The sequence below is a fragment of the Pseudoxanthomonas sp. LjRoot127 genome (genome assembly GCF_964253495.1).
GTDB lineage: Bacteria > Pseudomonadota > Gammaproteobacteria > Xanthomonadales > Xanthomonadaceae > Pseudoxanthomonas_A.
In genome coordinates this window covers 2,067,463-2,084,239 of sequence record NZ_CAXUQR020000001.1, presented here as the reverse complement: position 1 = coordinate 2,084,239, position 16,777 = coordinate 2,067,463, and the positions used below count along the sequence as shown (strand labels likewise).

The following is a 16,777-nucleotide window of genomic DNA, read 5'->3' as shown; positions in this document are numbered from 1 at the left end:
TCAGCCCCGCCTGCGGCGACCGAGCCGCAGCGCGTCCATCAGCACGAACAGCGGCGGCCAGAACACCATGCCCAGCAACGGCGCCCACCAGTACTGCCACGGCAGCGTCGGCTCGCCCAGCGCCAGGTGCACCACGGTGGTCACGATGCGATCGTTGAGCAGCAGGCCGCCGATGGCGAGAGCCTGCTGCGACATCGGGAAGAAGCGCAGCCGCGCGCGGAAGCGCTGCAGGATGAAGGCCATGATCAGCAGGCGCAGCGCCTGTTCGCCCAGCAGCGTGCCGAACATCAGGTCGGCGACCAGGCCGACGATGACCGCGAAACCCAGGCCCGCGCTGTCCGGCGCTTCGATCACCCAGTACGCCACCACCAGCGCCAGCCAGTAGGGGCGCAACGGCTGCATCACGTCGGGCAGCGGCAGCAGGCCCAGCAGCAGTGCCAGGATGATGCTCAACGGCATCAGCCAGCCGGTACGCGCGCGATTCATCGCTGCGGCTCCGTTGTCGGAGGGTTCGAGGCCGGCGCTTTTGGCCCCTCTTCCCTCGGGAGAGGGGGTGGGGTGAGGGTCGGGACGTTCGCGGGGCGCGGCGCTTGCGGGGACGTCGTCGCGGGCGTGGACGCAGACTGCGTGCCTGTACCAGCACTTCCTTCGTTGCCACTCACCCCACCCCCTCTCCCGGTGGGAGAGGGGCTTTGGGTCGCGGACGCGGACGGCCCCATTTCCGCCGGACCGGCTGAGCCTGCCGCTGGCGAAGCCGTGTCCGGCAGGAACCGCGTCGGATCCGGCGTGGGCAGCGGCTGCGGCGGCCCGGACTTCAGCAGCAACACATCGCGCCCCCTGTCCAGCTGCGCCGCCGGCGTGACGTCGCCGACCAGGAACGCATGGCTGTCGTCCGGCCTCAGCGCGGCGACCGTGCCGACGGGAAAGCCCGCGGGGAACCGGCCGCCCAGGCCCGACGTGACCAGCAGGTCGCCCACCTTCACGCCACTGTTGAGCGGCACGTCGGCCAGTTCCAGCAGGTCGCTGCGACCGCGGCCATAGACGATCAGGCGTACGCCGTTGCGTGCGATCACCACGGGCACGGCATGGTCGGGATCGGTCAGCAGCAGGACGGTGGAATGGGCGGGCGTCGTTTCGATGATCTGCCCCATCAGCCCGCCGGCATCGATGACCGACTGCCCCACCGTGGCACCGGCGCGACTGCCGGCATCCAGCACCAGCCGCTGGCGGCCGGGCGCGAGGTCGATGTCGAGGATCGGCGCGAGCTGCACATCCAGGCCGCGCGAGGTCTTCACGCCCAGCAACGCACGCAGCTGGGCGTTGTCGGCGGCAGCGGTCTGCAGCCGCGCGAGCCGGGCACTGGCCACCAGCGCTTCGTTGCGCAGGCGACGGTTCTCTTCGATCAGGCCGGTCCGGGTGGCGGCATCATCCTGGACACGGGTGGTCACGCGACCCGGCAGGCCCGCCAGCCACCACAGCGGCTGTGCCACCACGTTGGCCTGCGCGCGCACGTGCGACAGCCACCCACCCCGGTGGTCCAGGATCACCAGCGCGATGGTCAGCGCGAGATAGCCCAACAGCCGCAGCGTGCTAGCGACTTCACCGCGGGTGGCGACGGGAGGACCGGCGTAGGAAGGCACGGGCTAGAGACGGGTCGAGGGGAGTGAGAAGTGAGGAGTGAACGGGGCGAAACGAACGGCGGCAGGCGAGTCTCTTCCACTCACTTCTCACTCCTCTCCGCTCGTCACTGCTTCATCATTCCGGCGCGAAGAACTCATTGCCGTGCATGTCGACCAGCTCCAGCGCACGACCGCCACCGCGGGCCACGCAGGTCAGCGGATCGTCGGCGACCTGCACGTGCAGGCCGGTCTCCTCGCTGATCAGCCGGTCCAGGTCGCGCAGCAGCGCACCGCCGCCGGTCAGCACGATGCCGCGCTCGGCCACGTCGGCGCACAGCTCGGGCGGGGTCTGCTCCAGCGCCAGCTTGACCGCGCTGACGATGCCGGACAGCGGCTCATGCAGCGCTTCCAGCACTTCGTTGGAGTTGATCTTGATCATCTTCGGCACGCCCTCGGCGAGGTTGCGGCCGGAGATCTCCATCTCCTGCACGTCGGCCTGCGGGTAGGCGCAGCCGATCTCCAGCTTGATGCGCTCGGCCGTGGCCTCGCCGATCAGCATGCCGTGGTTGCGGCGCACGTAGTTGGTGATGAACTCGTCGAAGCGGTCGCCGCCGATGCGGACCGACTGCGAGTAGACGATGCCGTTCAGCGAGATCACGGCCACCTCGGTGGTGCCGCCGCCGATGTCGATGACCATCGAGCCGCGGGCTTCGGTCACCGGCATGCCGGCGCCGATCGCGGCCGCCATGGGCTCCTCGATCAGGTAGACGTCGCGCGCGCCGGCCTCTTCGGCCGATTCCTTGATGGCGCGGCGCTCCACCTGGGTGGAGCCGGCCGGCACGCAGACCAGCACGCGCGGGCTCGGACGCAGGAAGCGCGACTTGTGCACCTTCTTGATGAAGTACTTCAGCATCGCCTCGGTGTAGGTGAAGTCGGCGATCACGCCGTCCTTCATCGGGCGGATGGTGGTGATGTGGCCCGGGGTGCGTCCCAGCATCTGCTTGGCCTCGGCACCGACCGCCGCGACCGAGCGCGAGCCGCCGATGGCACGGTCCTGGCGTACCGCCACGACCGAGGGTTCGTTGAGGACGATGCCCTGCCCGCGCACGTAGATCAGGGTGTTGGCCGTGCCCAGGTCGATGGACAGGTCATTGGAGAACATGCCGCGGAGCTTCTTGAACATCGGGGGACGGGTTCCTGCTGGAGGCCGGAAAATCGCGCGGGAATGGCGATTTTTTGGGCAAAAACGAAGTCGGCTAGCCTAACAATCCGGCATGGAGCGGGCAAGGAAAAATCTCGTGAATCCACGGGGAAAAACGCGCTTCGCCGAGCCACCGGCACCGCCGGCCGGCGTTGCGGCCGCCGCGATCAAGGCTGGTCGCAGGACGGCCCAGCCGGTAACCTTCGCACCGGCGCGCCGGGAATGGGGCGCACGTCCCGCTTTTCCAGCGGCCCGGGGCGGCCGCGCCCGCCTCCAGCCGAGTCTGCCGATGTCCGCATTGATCTGTGGTTCCCTTGCTTACGACACCATCATGGTGTTCCCGGACCAGTTCAAGAACCACATCCTGCCGGACAAGGTGCACATCCTTAACGTGTCGTTCCTGGTGCCGCGCATGCGCCGCGAGTTCGGCGGCTGCGCCGGCAACATCGCCTACAACCTGAAGCTGCTGGGCGGCGATCCCATCCCGATGGCCACGGTGGGCCAGGACTTCGGCCCCTATCGCGAGCATTTCGTCGAGCAGGGCATCAACCTGTCGCAGGTGAAGGTGATCGACGAATTGTTCACCCCGCAGGCGTTCATCACCACCGACCACGACAACAACCAGATCACCGCGTTCCACCCGGGCGCGATGATGCGCAGCTACGAGAACCACGTGAAGGACGTGGCCGGCGTGACCTTCGGCATCGTCAGCCCGGACGGGCGCGAGGGCATGATCCAGAATGCGGCCGAGTTCGCCGAAGGCGGCATCCCCTTCATCTTCGACCCCGGCCAGGCCATGCCGCTGTTCAACGGCGAGGAGCTGCGCCACTTCATCGAGCTGGCCGATTACGTCACGGTCAACGATTACGAGTCGAACCTGCTGCAGGAACGCACCGGCTGGGACGAGGCGGAAATCGTCAAGCGCGTGAAGGCCTACATCACCACGCGCGGTCCGCACGGCTCGCAGATCCACACGCCCGACAAGACCTACGACATCCCGCCCGCGCACGAGCGCCGGGTGACGGACCCGACCGGATGCGGCGACGCCTTCCGCGCCGGCCTGATCTTCGGCATCGAGAAGGGCTACGACTGGCTGACGATCGGCCGCATGGGCAACCTGATGGGTGCACTGAAGGTCGAGCATCCCGGGACGCAGAACCAGCGCTTCGACTTCGACGAATTCAACGAACAGTTCAAGCAGCAGTTCGGTTACGCGCTGTAAGCCGGAACGCCGGGCGGACGGCGGGACCACCCCCCGTTGCCGGGCATGCACGCGCCGCGCGTCCGACCTTCCGTCAGCGCGCCAGGCGGGAAACGCTGGCCTGGACCCCGGGGTCGCCACGCCCCCACGTTTGTGACGTAAGGTAAGGCCGGGGACGGGGTCGCACGGCCATGCCCCGCGCAGTCGGCAACGGGCAGGGGCAGCATGGTCGCGCAGCATCGGCAACCGGATCCGCATGACATCCATGTACCTGCATGGCTCACTTTCCGCCGCCTCGCATCCCAGGCGCTGCTCGTGGCGAGCGTGGTCTTCCTGGCCAGTGGCCTGGGCATCCTGACCCGGCCCGAACAGCAGCTCGCCACCTTCTGGCCGACCAATGCCCTGCTGCTGGGGCTGTTCGCGCGACGGCCCGCGCTGGCGTCACCCGCCGGCTGGGCGGCCGCCGCGCTGGGCTACGTGGCGGCGGACCTGCTGACCGGCACCTCCCTGCCCACCACGCTGCGACTGACCGCGGCCAATCTGGCCGGCGTGCTGGCCGGCTACCTGCTGCTCCGGCATGTGCGCCACGACGACCGTCAGCTGCGGCATCCGCTGTCGATGCTGTGGGTACTGGCGGTCTCGGCCGTGGCGGCGCTGGGCGCGAGCCTGGCGGGCAGCCTGGGCTCGCACGCGATGATGCGGATGGGGTTCCTGACGGCCAGCGGGTTCTGGTTTTCCGCCGAACTGGTCAGCTACGTGGCGCTGTTGCCGGTGATCCTGCTGGCGCCATCGCCTGCTGGCGCCTGGCGCGAACTGCGTGCCGCGCTGGTCCGCGCGCGGTCACACCCCCGGCTGCTCCTGCCGCTCGCCGCGCTGGCACTGGCGCTGGTGCTGGGCGTAGCCGTCGGCGGCCCCGGCGCGATCGCCTTTCCCGTGCCCGCGCTGCTGTGGTGCGCCCTGGCCTACCGGCTGTTCACCACCGCGCTCGTCACGGCGTTGCTGTGCATGTGGACGCTGATCGCCATCGCCACCGGCTGGATCGACCTGCAGCTGCAGGATGCCAGCGTGCAGCCGGTCATCTCGCTGCGCATGGGCATGGCGCTGCTGGCGGTGGCGCCGCTCACCGTGGCCAGCGTGAACGCGGCGCGCAACCGCTTGCTGGCCACGCTGAACCATGCCGCCGACCACGACGCGTTGACCGGCGTGCTCAACCGCAGCGCCTTCCTGCGACGAGGCCTGGAACTGGCGGAACAGGTGCAGCAGAGCGGCGGCACGGTCGTCGCGATGATGCTGGACATCGACCACTTCAAATCGGTCAACGATCGCCACGGCCACGCGGCGGGGGACGCGGTGCTGACGACGTTCGCCGCCCGGATGCGCGACCACCTGCGCGAGGACGGTCTGTTCGGACGATTCGGCGGCGAGGAATTCGCCGTGCTTTTGCCGGGCGTGGACGCCACGGCCGCGTGCGTCGTCGCCGAACGCCTGCGCCGGCTGGCGAGCGATCCCATTCCGCTCGAGGATGGCCGACTTCTCGACATCACCGTCAGCGTGGGCGTCGCCTCGGGGCCGGCACGCATCGCGGGACTGGAACAACTGCTCAGCCAGGCCGATGTCGCGCTGTATCGCGCGAAAGCGATGGGAAGGAACCGGGTGGTCGCCTAGCGGGCAGCGCGCCTGCCTGGCGACGGCCGCGAAGCTCGGCGCGTCGCGATCGCGTCCGCCGGCTCCGACGATGGCCGCCCTCCCGATCCCTCAGTCCCACCCGGGCATCTGGCTGCCATCCAGCCCGCCGGTCTCGAACACGGCCTTGCGCGTGCTGCCATCCTTCACGGGAAACTCGATCTCAAGGACCCGGGTCTTGCGCGCGAGGCGCCACAGCGCCTTGTTGTCGTCGATGAACATCGCGATGGCTTCGTCGGTGTCGGGCCGATTGGCCGACATCCGCTTCGGTGCGGCGGCATCCGCGATCACCGTGACCTGGCAGCGGCCGTAGCACGCCTTGGCGAAGTCGCTGGCCTGCAGCACCAGGTAGCTGCTGCGCTTCCACTTGGGATGGTCGCGGAACACCAGTTGCACCGGCTTGGCGCCGCTGCCGTCCACGTCGACGGGCTCCTTGCTCAGGATGGAAGCGGAGCGCTGGGTGCCGCCGTCGGCCGCGACCTGCGAGTAGTCCCACAGCATCTCCATCCGCCGCTGCTCGCGCGCGCCCTCGGCCTTGGCTTTCACCTCGGCCAGCGAGGGCCCGATGCGTGCGGCGGCGGCGCTCTGCGGATACTGGTCGACGAGTGCGACGCCGTGGATGCGCGCCATGTCCCAGTCGCTGGCGGCCACGGCGCTGTCGTACTTCTTCGCCAGTTCGTCCGCCTGCTGCTCGACGGCGGCGGCCTCGGCCGCCGCCGCGGCGGCGCGTTCGGCCTCGCGGTCGCCGCAACCGGACGTCGCCAGCGCACACGTGAGGGCCAGCAACAGGAGGGATGTCGTGTTCTTCTTCATCGGGAGATGCCTCGCTGGATCAACAGGGCGACCGCGGCCGCCACGTCGTCGGGTTTTTCCATGATGGACATATGGCCGCAACCGTCCAGTGAAACCTGGATCGCCTGCGGCATCTTTGCGGCGTAAAGGACCATCGCGCTGGGATCGATCACGCGGTCCTGCCGGCACCACAGCAACAGGGCGGGCTGGCGGATCAGCGCCGCACGCTCGCCGGGCAGGAAGCGCTCGTCGCTGCGCCCTATGCGGTCGAGCACGCGCTGTTCGAACGGCGCCTGTGCGATGCGCCAGTCGATCACCGCCTGCGAGGCGGGCCAGGGAATGGCGGGTTGCGTCGTGCGGTCGTGGAAGACCGTGTCCAGATAGCGCTGCAGCGATGCCGCATCGTGGACCGCGAAAGGATTCCCGCCCGCCAGCACGTCGATACCGAACGTGTTGTCCTTGAACCGCACGCCCGCCGCGTCGATCAGGCCGAGCCGCGCCACGAGGTCAGGATGATCGGCCGCGGTGATCGCGACGATGCCACCGCCCATCGAATGCCCCAGCAGCACGATCGGACTGCCATCGCGGCGGATCTCCCGCAGGAATGCCGCCAGTCGCGCGGCCTGCGCCTTGAAACCGTAATCGGCACCGCCCCGTCGCTGGCTTTCGCCCCACCCCGGCAGATCGGGAATGACCAGGCGGTAGTGCCCGCCCAACCGCTCCGCCAGCGGATACCAGTTCTCCTTGCTGCCGGTGAACCCATGCACCATCACCACGGTGGGCGCTGCAGGTGCCTCCGCCTCCCGTTCGTCGTACGCCCAGCGGTGGTCGCCGACCACGACGCGATGCTCGGACAGGCCGATCCACCATCCCTCCGCGGCCATGCCCACGCGCAGCGGTGCCATCGGATCACGCCACGTCCACAGCGCCAGCGCGCAAACAAGAACGGCCACCCCCAGGGCGGCCGTCCATGCGCGGGGCACGCGACGCCTCATGCGTCAGGGCGCCGCGGATGCCTTCGCCAGCAAGGCCTCGACCGATCCGGTCGTGATCGGGTGGTACCCCGGCCTGGCACGCGCGAAGCTCTCCTTGGCCAGCGCCAAGCCTTCGGGCGTCTTCACCAGTTCCTCGTAGATCGGCATGATCAGCTTGCGACGTCCTACGCGCTCGATGAACCGGGCGATCTCCGGACGCGCCTCGACGTAGCCGCTGCGGATGGTCAGCGGGTACCAGCGCATCGCGATCTCGCCGTTGGCGGTGCCGGTGAAGTGGTAGGCGTCGTCCAACTGCTTGAGCTGTTCGACGGTCAGCTTCTCGCCCATGCCTTCGAGGAAATGCACCCATTGCTGGGTGACCCATCCGCTGGTCAGCTGGGGATTGGGCAGTTGGCCGCTGCCCTGCCAGGCGATGCGCGCGGTATCGGTGTTGGAGAAGCCGCGCGACTGCACCTGCGGTGCGTTGGCCGGAATGCCCGTGCCGTACACCCACGCCTGGATTTCGGCATCGGTGACCAGGTTGGGATGCTTGTCGAACAGGTTCTTCTTCGCGTAGTCGAGGAACTGTTCGGTGGTGATGCTCTGGAATGCGAAGTGGTCGAAGTAGCCGCGCAGGAAGGCGTCGAACTCCTGGCGACCAAAGCGCTCCTCGAGGAACTGCAGGAACCAGGCGCCCTTGTCGTACGAGACCGCGCTGAGTGCATCATCCGCATCCAGCGTCGTGCCCGGCTTGACCGCCAGCGACTGCGTCGCCTCCGGCATCGTGCCGATTTCCTTCTTCAGGCTGTTGCGGGCGATGGAGTACTCCATGCTGGACGTCTCCTTGCCGTACAGCGCTTCGACGATGCGGTTCTCGACGTAGCTGGTGAAGCCTTCGTTGAGCCAGCCATGCTTGGCGCTGGAGAACGTCACCAGGTTGCCCGACCAGCTGTGCGCCAGCTCGTGCGCGATCAGCGAGACCAGCGTCTTGTCGCCGACGATCACGGTCGGGGTGATGAAGCTCAGGCGCGGGTTTTCCATGCCGCCGTACGGGAACGACGGCGGCAGCACCAGCATGTCGTAGCGGTCCCAGCGGTAGGGGCCGTACAGCTGCTCGGTGGCGGCGATCATCTTCTCGGTGTCTTCGAACTCCTTCGTGGCCTTGTCGACCATCGCCGGCTCGGCCCACACGCCGCTGCGCGCGGAGATCGGCTTGAAGACCAGGTCGCCGGCGGCGATCGCCATCAGGTACGACGGGATCTTCTGCGGCATCTTGAAGGTGTAGTCGCCATCACGCGCCGCGGCCGGATCGTTGTCAGCGCTCATCAGCACCATCACGTCCGGGCGCGAGGTCACGTGCGCGCTGTAGGTGTAGCGCACCTGCGGCGTGTCCTGCAGCGGGACCCAGCTGCGTGCATGGATCTGCTGCGACTGGCTGAACATGAAGGGCAGCTGCTTGCCCTCGGTCATCTCCGGCGTCAGCCACTGCAGGCCCGAAGCCTCCGGCGAACTGGTGTAGGTGACGCGGACCTTGGCGTTGCGTGCCGGCGTTTCGATGGTCAGCTTGCTGCCCAGCACCGCGTCCTTCGGGGCCAGGGCGTACTGCAGCGGCGCCCAGGCGCCATTGGCCTCGCCCTCGACCTTCGCGATGGTCAGGTCGCGCGTGTCCAGCACCAGGCGGGTAGCGGCCTTGTCCTTCCAGTCCAGCGTGTAGGTGGCGGTCCCGCCGATGGTCTTGGCGTCGAAATCGACCGCGATGTCCAGCGCCAGGTCGTCGATGGCCACTTTCTGCGGCTCGGCGTAGGAGTGCTCGTCGTGGTCGACGGGCGCAGCGGCGGCGGGCTTGGGCGTGGCGGCCACGGGGGCGGGTTCGGGTTCCTTGGAACAACCGGCCGCCAGCACGGCGGCGCAGGACAACAGCAAAGCCAGAGAACGCATCAGGGGACTTCCAGCGATACGGGGGAAGTGCCTAGTTTACCGCGCCGGGCCGGGGCTGCCTTGCCGTTGGCCGTCGGGCGCCTGCTCCGTGGCGCCTTGCAGGAGCGGGCCATGCCCGCGATGCCCTCGATCGGGGTGACGGAAAAGCATCGCGCCCATGCGGCGCTTCTGCAGAGCACTCGGCGCCTTTTTCAGACCTTGTAGCCGGTATGGATGGCCACGATGCCTGCGGACAGGTTCTTGTAACCGGTCCGCGCGAAGCCGGCCGCATCCATCATGCCCTGCAGTTCGGCCTGCGGCGGGTGCTTGCGGATGCTCTCGGCGAGGTACTGGTAACTGCCGGCGTCCTGCGCGAACAACTGCCCCAGCTTCGGCAGCACCTTGAACGAGTGGAAATCGTAGACCGGCTTGAACCAGTCGACGGTGACTTCGGAGAACTCGAGCACCCGCGCCTGCCCGCCGATCTTCAGCACGCGGTACATGTCGCGCAGCGCCGCTTCCTTGTCGGTCACGTTGCGCAGCCCGAAGGCGATGGTGACCAGGTCGAAACTCGCATCGGGGAAAGGCAGCGCTTCCGCGTTGCACTGCACGTACTCCAGCCCCTGCACCACGCCGCGATCGGTCATGCGGTCGCGGCCCACCGACAACATGCCGGCGTTGATGTCGCCCAGGATGATCTGGCCGGTATCGCCCACCCGATCCTTCAGCAACGCCGCGATGTCGCCCGTGCCACCCGCAAGGTCGAGCACGCGGTCGCCACGCTTCACCTGGCAGGTGCTGACGAAGTAGCGCTTCCACACCCGATGGATGCCGAGGCTCATCAGGTCGTTCATCAGGTCGTACTTGCCGGCGACCGACGTGAAGACTTCGCCCACCAGCTTCTGCTTGTCCTTGGCGGCGACGTCGCGGAAGCCGAAATGGGTGGTACCGCGTTCGTAGGGGGATTCGCTCATGGCCGGATTATCGCACTACCCGCCGTCGGCCGCCCACGCACGACGCGGCGGTGCAGCGCGCCCCACCCGGTTGCGCGATCGCGCGTGGCTCAGCGTTCCATCCAGGTGCACAGGGGCGCCACGCGCAACAACGACGGCAGCGCGTCGCAGGCGCGCCGGCGAGGCGGGGTCGCCGCGCGCGCGGCCGGGGTGGGGACCGACGGTGCCGGACGCGACGCCGGCGGCGAGGACGCCGCGACCGTCGCGGGACGCACCAGGACCGGCGCCGGCGAACTCATCGAGCGCGGCTTCGGCCCGATCCGCACGACGAAGCCGTCGGCCGTGGCGGAGACCACTTCCACCCAGTGCAGTTCATCGGGCGTATTCCAGCGTCCACCGACCTTCAGCATCGATCCTTCGTTGCTGGAATAGTTGGCCGCCGGCGTATCGCGATCGACGCTGTAGGCGATGCCGTAGTCTTCCAGCTTGTGGATGATCACGGCATCGCCCGCCAGCTTGGCCTCGTACGTGCCGGTACGGCGGCGCGCCTCCAGCGTGTAGATGACCGTCCTGTAGGGGTCGGGCTGCGCAGGCAGGGCCAGCACCACCAGCTGCGTGTTGGCCGTCTTCGACACGCTGCCGGCATCCAGCACGAACTCCATCGTGTCGCGATTGTCGGCAGCCACGACGCGCTTGCGCGCGGCGGGCAGCCAGCCGAGGCGCTCGCGCTGGTACATGTTCGGGTGCTTGGGCAGCAGACCGTACGTGGCGTCGCTGGTCGCATTGCGCCACGCGTCGCTCATCACGTCCCAGGGATTGTCGTACGTGTCGCTGTCGCCGTCGGAATTGTTGGAATGCGGCAGTCCGTAGCCGTGCCCCATCTCGTGTGCCAGCGGCGCGAGATTGGCGAACGACCACGGCGGACTCCACGTCACGCGCGTGCACGTGTAGACGCCATCCAGCGTGGTGCAGGCACCGCCGCCCCACGCATTGCCGTCCAGCTCGCCATTGAACATCAGGTTGACACCCTGGATGCCCGCGAACCCGACCTCGGCATCAGCCGCCGCGGCACAGTCGGCGAACAGTTCGGACAACTGCGCCTTCTGCTTGCCATTGACATCGGCCAGGTACGCGGAGCGCGGCTTCGGCAGCGTGTACCAGCCATGCGCGGAACTGCCGGCAAGGCTGACCTGGCCGTACGACACTTCGGACCAGTAATGGCCCAGCTGGCCCGGCGCGGTGCCGTACTGTTCCTGGAAATAGCTGCGCGGTTTCTGCTCGGCGTCGATGTCGGCGAACTTGCACATCAGCGTGATCCAGCGCGTTGCGCCCAGGATCGGCGCGGACGCCATGACGCGGCCGTCGGCTCCGGCTGCGAGCGCTCGCGGTTTCAGGGTGTCGGTGGGCACGATGGCGCTGATCGACGGCGCGACGCCGGCCGACGCCATCACCTTGGCGCCGGCGGCCACGTCGCCGTGCGCGGCGTACGACACCGCTACGCGGCGGTTGGCCAGCGCGTAGAGGTCGCCCGCCGCACGCTTGGCCTGCCCCACGTCCAGGCGCAGGCGCTGCCCTGGCCCCATGTCGAGCCACGCATCGAGGTGCGGCGCCGCCTGGACGCGACCGGGCAATGCACGCGGCGGATCCGCCCACTGCAGCTGCAGCGTTCCCTGCACCACCGTCTCCGCACGCAGCGGAAGATGCGGAACGATGCATCCGATGATCGACATTCCGACGGCGAACAGTGCGCGGCAACGCGTTCGCCGGATGTCGCCCGATCCGTTTGTGACCACGCGCGACCCCATTCATGGAAGCGGGTCGAAATGACGCCGCCATGGTCGGGTGTCGGCGGGAATCACGAGGTCTTGAGGGCGCGGAACCGCACGAACGCATGTTTCTCGCGCGGATGTTCCGAACTGCGATGCAGGTCAGCATTCGCGCGCGAACCGCCTTCGCTTTTCGTCGATCGGCGCCGTCGCGCGCCGCGTCGGGGATATCCGCATCACGTAGGGGAAACCCCTACGCGTCAGCGCTCGCGCACGCTGCAGTTGGCAGTTCTTCCACCCTGCCGCGCGCTGCATCGCGAGGGCGCCACGTCACGCCCGGCGGCATCGCGCCCCGGTGGCGTGGTGGTGGACGCGGGTGTCGATGACGCCGACACCGTGGCGGGCTTGACCAGCGCGGGCAATGGCCCGCCCGATACCCGCGCGGGGCCGACGGTCACCACGAAGCCGGTGGCGGTCTGCGCCTTGATCATGACCGCGTAGGAAGCATCGGGCGTGACCCAGCGCTCGCCCACCTTGAACATCGAGCCTTCGTTGTTCGAGCGGTTGGCCGGCGGCACGTCGGCATCGACACTGTAGGCGGTACCGGAACGTTCGATCTTGTGGATGATCACCGCATCGCCGGCGAGCCTGCCCTCGTACGTGCCCTCGCGCTTGCGAGCTTCCAGCGTGTAGACCACCGTCGCATAGGGATCGGGCTGGGGCGACAGCGAAAGCACCAGCATCTGCACGTTCGCCGACGCCGCCAGGTGCGCATAGTCCAGCGTGATGTCGCGGGTGGCCAGGTCGCCGAGCATGACGACCCGCTGGCGCGGCGCATCGACCCAGCTCAACCGGTTTCGCTGGAAGATGTTGATGTGCTTGGGGCGCGTGCCATAGGTCGCATCGCCCACCGCGTTGGACCAGCCATCGCTCATGACGTCCCAGGGATTGTCGTAGGTGTCGTCGTCCCCATCGGAATTGTCCGAGTGCGGCAAACCGTAGCCATGCCCCATTTCGTGCGCCAGCGGCGCGAGGTTGCCGAAGGACCAGGGGGGGTTCCAGGTGACCCGCTTGCACAGGCGCACGCCGCGCACCGTCGCGCAGCTCTGTCCGCCCCACGCATAGCCATCGAGCAGGCCATTGAACATCATGTTGATGCCGACCGGCGTACTCAGGTCGAGCGTCGCCGGCGCCGCGGACGCGCAGTCGGCGAACAGCTTGTTCAGATCCGCCTTCTCCTTGCCGTCGACCATGGTGACGTAGGTCGAGCGCGGGCTCGGCAGCACGTACCAACCATGCGCGGTGCTGCCGGTCAGGTTGATCTTGTTGTAGGACACCTCGCGCCAGTAGTGCCCGAGTTGGCCCACGCCCTCGCCGTACTGCGACTGGAAGAACGCCTGGTCCTTCTGCTCCTCTGCCACGTCGCTGAACTTGCACATCAGCGTCACCCAGCGCGTGGTCCCGCTGATGGGAGCGGCCGCCATCACCCGCTCGCTGGCGCCCTGCACCGGCGCGGACTGGGTGACGCGGTCCGCCGGCACGATGGCTTGGATCGCGGGCGCGGACGACATCACGCGACCCTGCGGCGCGAACGCCACGGCGACGCGGCGATTGGCCAGTACGTAGAGATCGCCGGCGGCCAGCTTCGCCTGCGCGGGATCGAGCGCGATGCGGCTGCCGTCGTCCCTGAGCAACGAGGCATTGAAGCGGGGCGCGAGCCGGGGCTGTCCTGCGGAAGCGCGCGGCGGGTCGCCCCACTCCAGTTGCAACAACCCCTGCTCGATCGTCTGCGCCTTCACACCCGCTGCCTGCGACAACACTAGCAGGAACCCCACCGCCAACCCGACGGCACGGCGCGATACGTCCTTGAATCCCCTTTTCACGCTCCCGACTCCCCTGGTCACCGTGCGCGTCACGCGGCACGTCGAGTGTTCTAACCAGTCCGGCGCACGCACGCCGTGAGTGGCATCACACTCTCCACCATGTGATGCTGCGCGCCCGACCACCCCGATCAACGCCGCCATGAGCACGACGCCCGACTATCGCGCCCTCCTCGAGACCGCCATCGCCGAAGCCCGCCAGGGCCTGGCCGAAGGGGGCATCCCGATCGGTGCCGCGCTCTACCACCAGGACGGCCGACTGCTGGGCTGCGGCCACAACCGCCGCGTCCAGGAAGGCGACCCTTCCGTGCACGGCGAAACCGATGCCTTCCGCAAGGCCGGCCGCCAGCGCCGCTACCGCGACACCATCATGGTCACCACGCTGGCCCCTTGCTGGTACTGCAGCGGGCTGGTGCGCCAGTTCAACATCGGCACGGTGGTCGTGGGGGAGTCGGTGACGTTCCAGGGCGGCATCTACTGGCTGCGCGAGTCCGGCGTCCAGGTCATTGATCTGCAGAGCGAGGAATGCATCACGATGCTCGGTGACTACATCCGCGCCAACCCCGAAGTGTGGAACGAGGACATCGGCGAGGACTGAGCCCGCCAGGCGCCGGATCAGGCGGGTTTCATCACCATCAGCCAGAAAATGGCGATGACGCTGAGGAAGGCCGGCCAACCCAGCCAGAACCACCACCGCATGGCGCGGTGATACGCAGGCGGCAGCGGCGCGCCATCCGCAACGGCACGCTGGGCGAGATTGCGCGCGCGGACCTGCAGCCACAGCACGGGCAACCAGCACGCGCCGATCACGAAGAACAGCATCAGCGCCGCCTTTACCCAGAAGACGTCCAGCGGCAGGCCGAGCAGATGCGTCAGCCAGATGCCCGTGGCGAGCTGCACGACCACCGCCGGCGCGGTGAAGCAGGCATCGGCGATCACCACCGTCCGCGCCGTCGCGGCGATCACGCGCGCATCGCTACGCAGGTGCGCGAGCCACATGAAGAACGCGATGCCCAGCCCGGTGCCGAACAGCAGCGTCGAAGCGAGGATATGGATCCACTTCACCCACAGGTAGGTCATCTCAGCGCCGCTCCGTCAGGACCCACAGCACCGCCAACGCCGGCAGCAGCACCAGATTCTTCGCCATGCCACCCAGCGGGTCCCACCACGAGGCAGGCACCAGGCCGCCCAGCACCAGCGTGTAGGCGAGCAACAAGAGCAGCATCGCGCCGACAGCGGTCCGCGATCGCCAACCACTCGCCAACCAGAGGCCGAGCACCAAGTCGGCCGCCCCACCCACGCGCGCCAGCATCACCGGATCCCAGGCCGCCAGCGGCGTATCCGCCGCGAGGCGCAGGATGTCTGCCGCCGGCGTGATGAAGCCGGCCAGCGCCGACAGCAGCCACAAGCCCACCACGGCCCAACGCAAGGCGGGCGCGAGGAAGTAGAGCTGCGCCTGCCAACGATCCTGCACCTGGCTGGGCGCCTGGCCCAGCGCCTCGGCGAGCGCGCGAGGCCGCAGGCCGAAAGTGGCCTCCAGCCGCTCTGTCGCATCCGGCGCGGTGGTATTGCCCCTTCGCAGCATGCGCCACATCGTCCGTCCCACCGGTCCGCGGCCCACCGCCTCCATCGTCGCCACGGCAAGCGACACGCAGGCCTCGGGCACGGCCACCACGCGCTCTCCGGGAATGCGCAGCCAACGTCGCCATTGCTGCTGGTAGTCGCGCAACGACATCGGCGTGGGGCCGCCCACTTCGTAAATCCCACTGACCGTGTCGTCGGCCGCGCGCGCGACCAGTTCGCCCAGATCCTCCGCCGCAACGGGCTGCACCTGCCATCGACCGTCGCCCGGCAGCCATTGCGCGCCGGGAAAGCCCGCCAATGCACGCAACAGCGAGGTTCCGCCGTAGGAGCCGCTTACCGTATAGACCACCGACGGACGCAGCACGACGGACGACAGCGCGAGCCCGCCGAGTTGTTCGTCGAAGCGATGTTTGGAGGCGATGAACGGCCCATCCTCGGGCAGGCCCAGAGCGGATACCTGCACGAAGCGCCTGATGCCGCGCGCCACGCAGGCCTTCGCAAGCGCCAGCGGCGCGGCCACGTGCACGACCTCGAAGGTCTGCCCCGCTTCCTCGCGGAGAATGCCTGCGGCGTTGACCACCGCCTCCACGCCGTCCAGCAGCGGCACCCAATCCTCCGGCAGCCGCATCGCCTGCAGGTCGCAAGGGCGTTCGTCATCTGCGAGCCGATTTCCCTTCGGCCGCACGGCCCGCAGGACGCGCCAGCCATGGCGGCGCAGCGCCGCCACCAGGTAGCCACCGATGAACCCCGCACCACCCACCACCAGCACCGTTCGTACCTTGCCGTCCGGAGATGCCTGCGAAGGGATTTGCATGCGGTCGTTCCGTGTCCGTCGAGGATGATGTGAAACGCGGGTGTCAGGCCTTGCGCACAAACTCCGACTTGAGCTTCATCGCGCCGATGCCATCGATCTTGCAGTCGATGTCGTGGTCGCCGTCGACCAGGCGGATGTTCTTGACCTTGGTGCCGACCTTCACCACCAGCGACGAACCTTTCACCTTCAGGTCCTTGATGACGGTGACGGTGTCGCCGTCCCGCAGTAGGTTGCCGTTCGCGTCCTTGATGACACGCGCTTCATCGCCGCCGCCGGCGGCATCGGCAGACCATTCGTGCCCGCACTCCGGGCACACCAGCTGCACGCCGTCCTCGTAGGTGTAGGCGGAAGCGCATTGCGGGCAAGGAGGCAGCGTACTCATGGGAAAGGAGA

The 16,777-nt window shown here is 68.3% G+C and carries 15 protein-coding genes; 3 read left to right on the top strand and 12 right to left on the bottom strand.

Annotation, left to right across the window (positions count from 1 at the left end; genetic code table 11):
- From mreD to ACSQ19_RS09625, 3 genes are all read right to left on the bottom strand, one after another.
- Positions 1–486 carry a rod shape-determining protein MreD gene (gene mreD, locus ACSQ19_RS09635; RefSeq protein ID WP_299344354.1) on the bottom strand — a complete coding sequence of 162 codons (486 nt, stop codon included), beginning with the start codon at positions 484–486 and terminating at the stop codon, positions 1–3.
- Positions 483–1,640, bottom strand: coding sequence for a rod shape-determining protein MreC (mreC, locus tag ACSQ19_RS09630; protein WP_435996601.1), 1,158 nt, complete (start codon positions 1,638–1,640; stop codon positions 483–485). Before mreC ends, mreD begins: the two co-directional genes overlap by 4 nt.
- A 115-nt stretch (positions 1,641–1,755) precedes the next feature.
- On the bottom strand, positions 1,756–2,802 hold the full coding sequence (locus ACSQ19_RS09625; RefSeq protein ID WP_192270868.1) for a rod shape-determining protein: 1,047 nt from the start codon (positions 2,800–2,802) through the stop codon (positions 1,756–1,758).
- A gap of 307 nt (positions 2,803–3,109) precedes the next feature.
- Here ACSQ19_RS09625 and ACSQ19_RS09620 point away from each other — a divergent pair, with 307 nt between their 5' ends.
- Entirely contained in the window at positions 3,110–4,042 is a 933-nt protein-coding gene (locus ACSQ19_RS09620; RefSeq protein WP_299344349.1) for a carbohydrate kinase family protein, read from the top strand.
- A 204-nt stretch (positions 4,043–4,246) separates the two neighbouring features.
- Positions 4,247–5,686, top strand: coding sequence for a diguanylate cyclase (locus ACSQ19_RS09615; protein WP_435996598.1), 1,440 nt, complete (start codon positions 4,247–4,249; stop codon positions 5,684–5,686).
- Between the two features lie 90 nt (positions 5,687–5,776).
- Here the strand turns inward: ACSQ19_RS09615 and ACSQ19_RS09610 are convergent, their stop codons facing one another.
- The 6 genes from ACSQ19_RS09610 to ACSQ19_RS09585 all read right to left on the bottom strand — a co-directional run bounded on the left by ACSQ19_RS09610 (position 5,777) and on the right by ACSQ19_RS09585 (position 13,989).
- Positions 5,777–6,517, bottom strand: coding sequence for a hypothetical protein (locus ACSQ19_RS09610; protein ID WP_296279248.1), 741 nt, complete (start codon positions 6,515–6,517; stop codon positions 5,777–5,779).
- Positions 6,514–7,479, bottom strand: coding sequence for an alpha/beta fold hydrolase (locus ACSQ19_RS09605; RefSeq protein WP_435996595.1), 966 nt, complete (start codon positions 7,477–7,479; stop codon positions 6,514–6,516). The genes ACSQ19_RS09610 and ACSQ19_RS09605 overlap by 4 nt, the downstream gene beginning before the upstream one ends.
- A gap of 15 nt (positions 7,480–7,494) precedes the next feature.
- Entirely contained in the window at positions 7,495–9,408 is a 1,914-nt protein-coding gene (locus ACSQ19_RS09600; RefSeq protein ID WP_435996593.1) for a M1 family metallopeptidase, read from the bottom strand.
- Positions 9,409–9,599: 191 nt separating this feature from the next.
- Positions 9,600–10,361: a bifunctional demethylmenaquinone methyltransferase/2-methoxy-6-polyprenyl-1,4-benzoquinol methylase UbiE gene (gene ubiE / locus ACSQ19_RS09595; protein WP_296279245.1), complete on the bottom strand. Its 762-nt coding sequence runs from the start codon at positions 10,359–10,361 to the stop codon at positions 9,600–9,602.
- Positions 10,362–10,450: 89 nt separating this feature from the next.
- Positions 10,451–12,070: a hypothetical protein gene (locus tag ACSQ19_RS09590; RefSeq protein ID WP_435996591.1), complete on the bottom strand. Its 1,620-nt coding sequence runs from the start codon at positions 12,068–12,070 to the stop codon at positions 10,451–10,453.
- Positions 12,071–12,366: 296 nt separating this feature from the next.
- Complete coding sequence (locus tag ACSQ19_RS09585) at positions 12,367–13,989, bottom strand: hypothetical protein (protein ID WP_435996589.1); 1,623 nt, start codon at positions 13,987–13,989, stop codon at positions 12,367–12,369.
- A gap of 139 nt (positions 13,990–14,128) precedes the next feature.
- Between ACSQ19_RS09585 and ACSQ19_RS09580 the strand changes: the two genes are divergently transcribed.
- Positions 14,129–14,584, top strand: a complete 456-nt coding sequence (locus ACSQ19_RS09580; RefSeq protein WP_435996587.1) for a nucleoside deaminase — start codon at positions 14,129–14,131, stop codon at positions 14,582–14,584.
- A 17-nt stretch (positions 14,585–14,601) separates the two neighbouring features.
- Here ACSQ19_RS09580 and ACSQ19_RS09575 read toward each other — a convergent pair whose 3' ends face one another.
- The 3 genes from ACSQ19_RS09575 to ACSQ19_RS09565 are packed head-to-tail and all read right to left on the bottom strand — an operon-like array spanning position 14,602 to position 16,766.
- Positions 14,602–15,066 carry a DUF2269 family protein gene (locus ACSQ19_RS09575; RefSeq protein ID WP_435996585.1) on the bottom strand — a complete coding sequence of 155 codons (465 nt, stop codon included), beginning with the start codon at positions 15,064–15,066 and terminating at the stop codon, positions 14,602–14,604.
- A 1-nt stretch (position 15,067) separates the two neighbouring features.
- Positions 15,068–16,384, bottom strand: a complete 1,317-nt coding sequence (locus ACSQ19_RS09570; protein WP_435996583.1) for a DoxX-like family protein — start codon at positions 16,382–16,384, stop codon at positions 15,068–15,070.
- A gap of 43 nt (positions 16,385–16,427) precedes the next feature.
- Positions 16,428–16,766 carry a zinc ribbon domain-containing protein YjdM gene (locus ACSQ19_RS09565; protein WP_435996581.1) on the bottom strand — a complete coding sequence of 113 codons (339 nt, stop codon included), beginning with the start codon at positions 16,764–16,766 and terminating at the stop codon, positions 16,428–16,430.
- Positions 16,767–16,777 lie beyond the last annotated feature (11 nt).

Coding starts and splice junctions, on each gene's coding strand:
- mreD (WP_299344354.1), bottom strand. CDS start 486: ATGAATCGCGCGCGTACCGGCTGGCTGATGCCGTTGAGCATCATCCTG.
- ACSQ19_RS09615 (WP_435996598.1), top strand. CDS start 4,247: ATGGTCGCGCAGCATCGGCAACCGGATCCGCATGACATCCATGTACCT.
- ACSQ19_RS09565 (WP_435996581.1), bottom strand. CDS start 16,766: ATGAGTACGCTGCCTCCTTGCCCGCAATGCGCTTCCGCCTACACCTAC.
- ACSQ19_RS09600 (WP_435996593.1), bottom strand. CDS start 9,408: ATGCGTTCTCTGGCTTTGCTGTTGTCCTGCGCCGCCGTGCTGGCGGCC.
- ACSQ19_RS09590 (WP_435996591.1), bottom strand. CDS start 12,070: ATGTCGATCATCGGATGCATCGTTCCGCATCTTCCGCTGCGTGCGGAG.
- ACSQ19_RS09580 (WP_435996587.1), top strand. CDS start 14,129: ATGAGCACGACGCCCGACTATCGCGCCCTCCTCGAGACCGCCATCGCC.
- ACSQ19_RS09570 (WP_435996583.1), bottom strand. CDS start 16,384: ATGCAAATCCCTTCGCAGGCATCTCCGGACGGCAAGGTACGAACGGTG.
- ACSQ19_RS09610 (WP_296279248.1), bottom strand. CDS start 6,517: ATGAAGAAGAACACGACATCCCTCCTGTTGCTGGCCCTCACGTGTGCG.
- ubiE (WP_296279245.1), bottom strand. CDS start 10,361: ATGAGCGAATCCCCCTACGAACGCGGTACCACCCATTTCGGCTTCCGC.
- ACSQ19_RS09625 (WP_192270868.1), bottom strand. CDS start 2,802: ATGTTCAAGAAGCTCCGCGGCATGTTCTCCAATGACCTGTCCATCGAC.
- ACSQ19_RS09575 (WP_435996585.1), bottom strand. CDS start 15,066: ATGACCTACCTGTGGGTGAAGTGGATCCATATCCTCGCTTCGACGCTG.
- ACSQ19_RS09620 (WP_299344349.1), top strand. CDS start 3,110: ATGTCCGCATTGATCTGTGGTTCCCTTGCTTACGACACCATCATGGTG.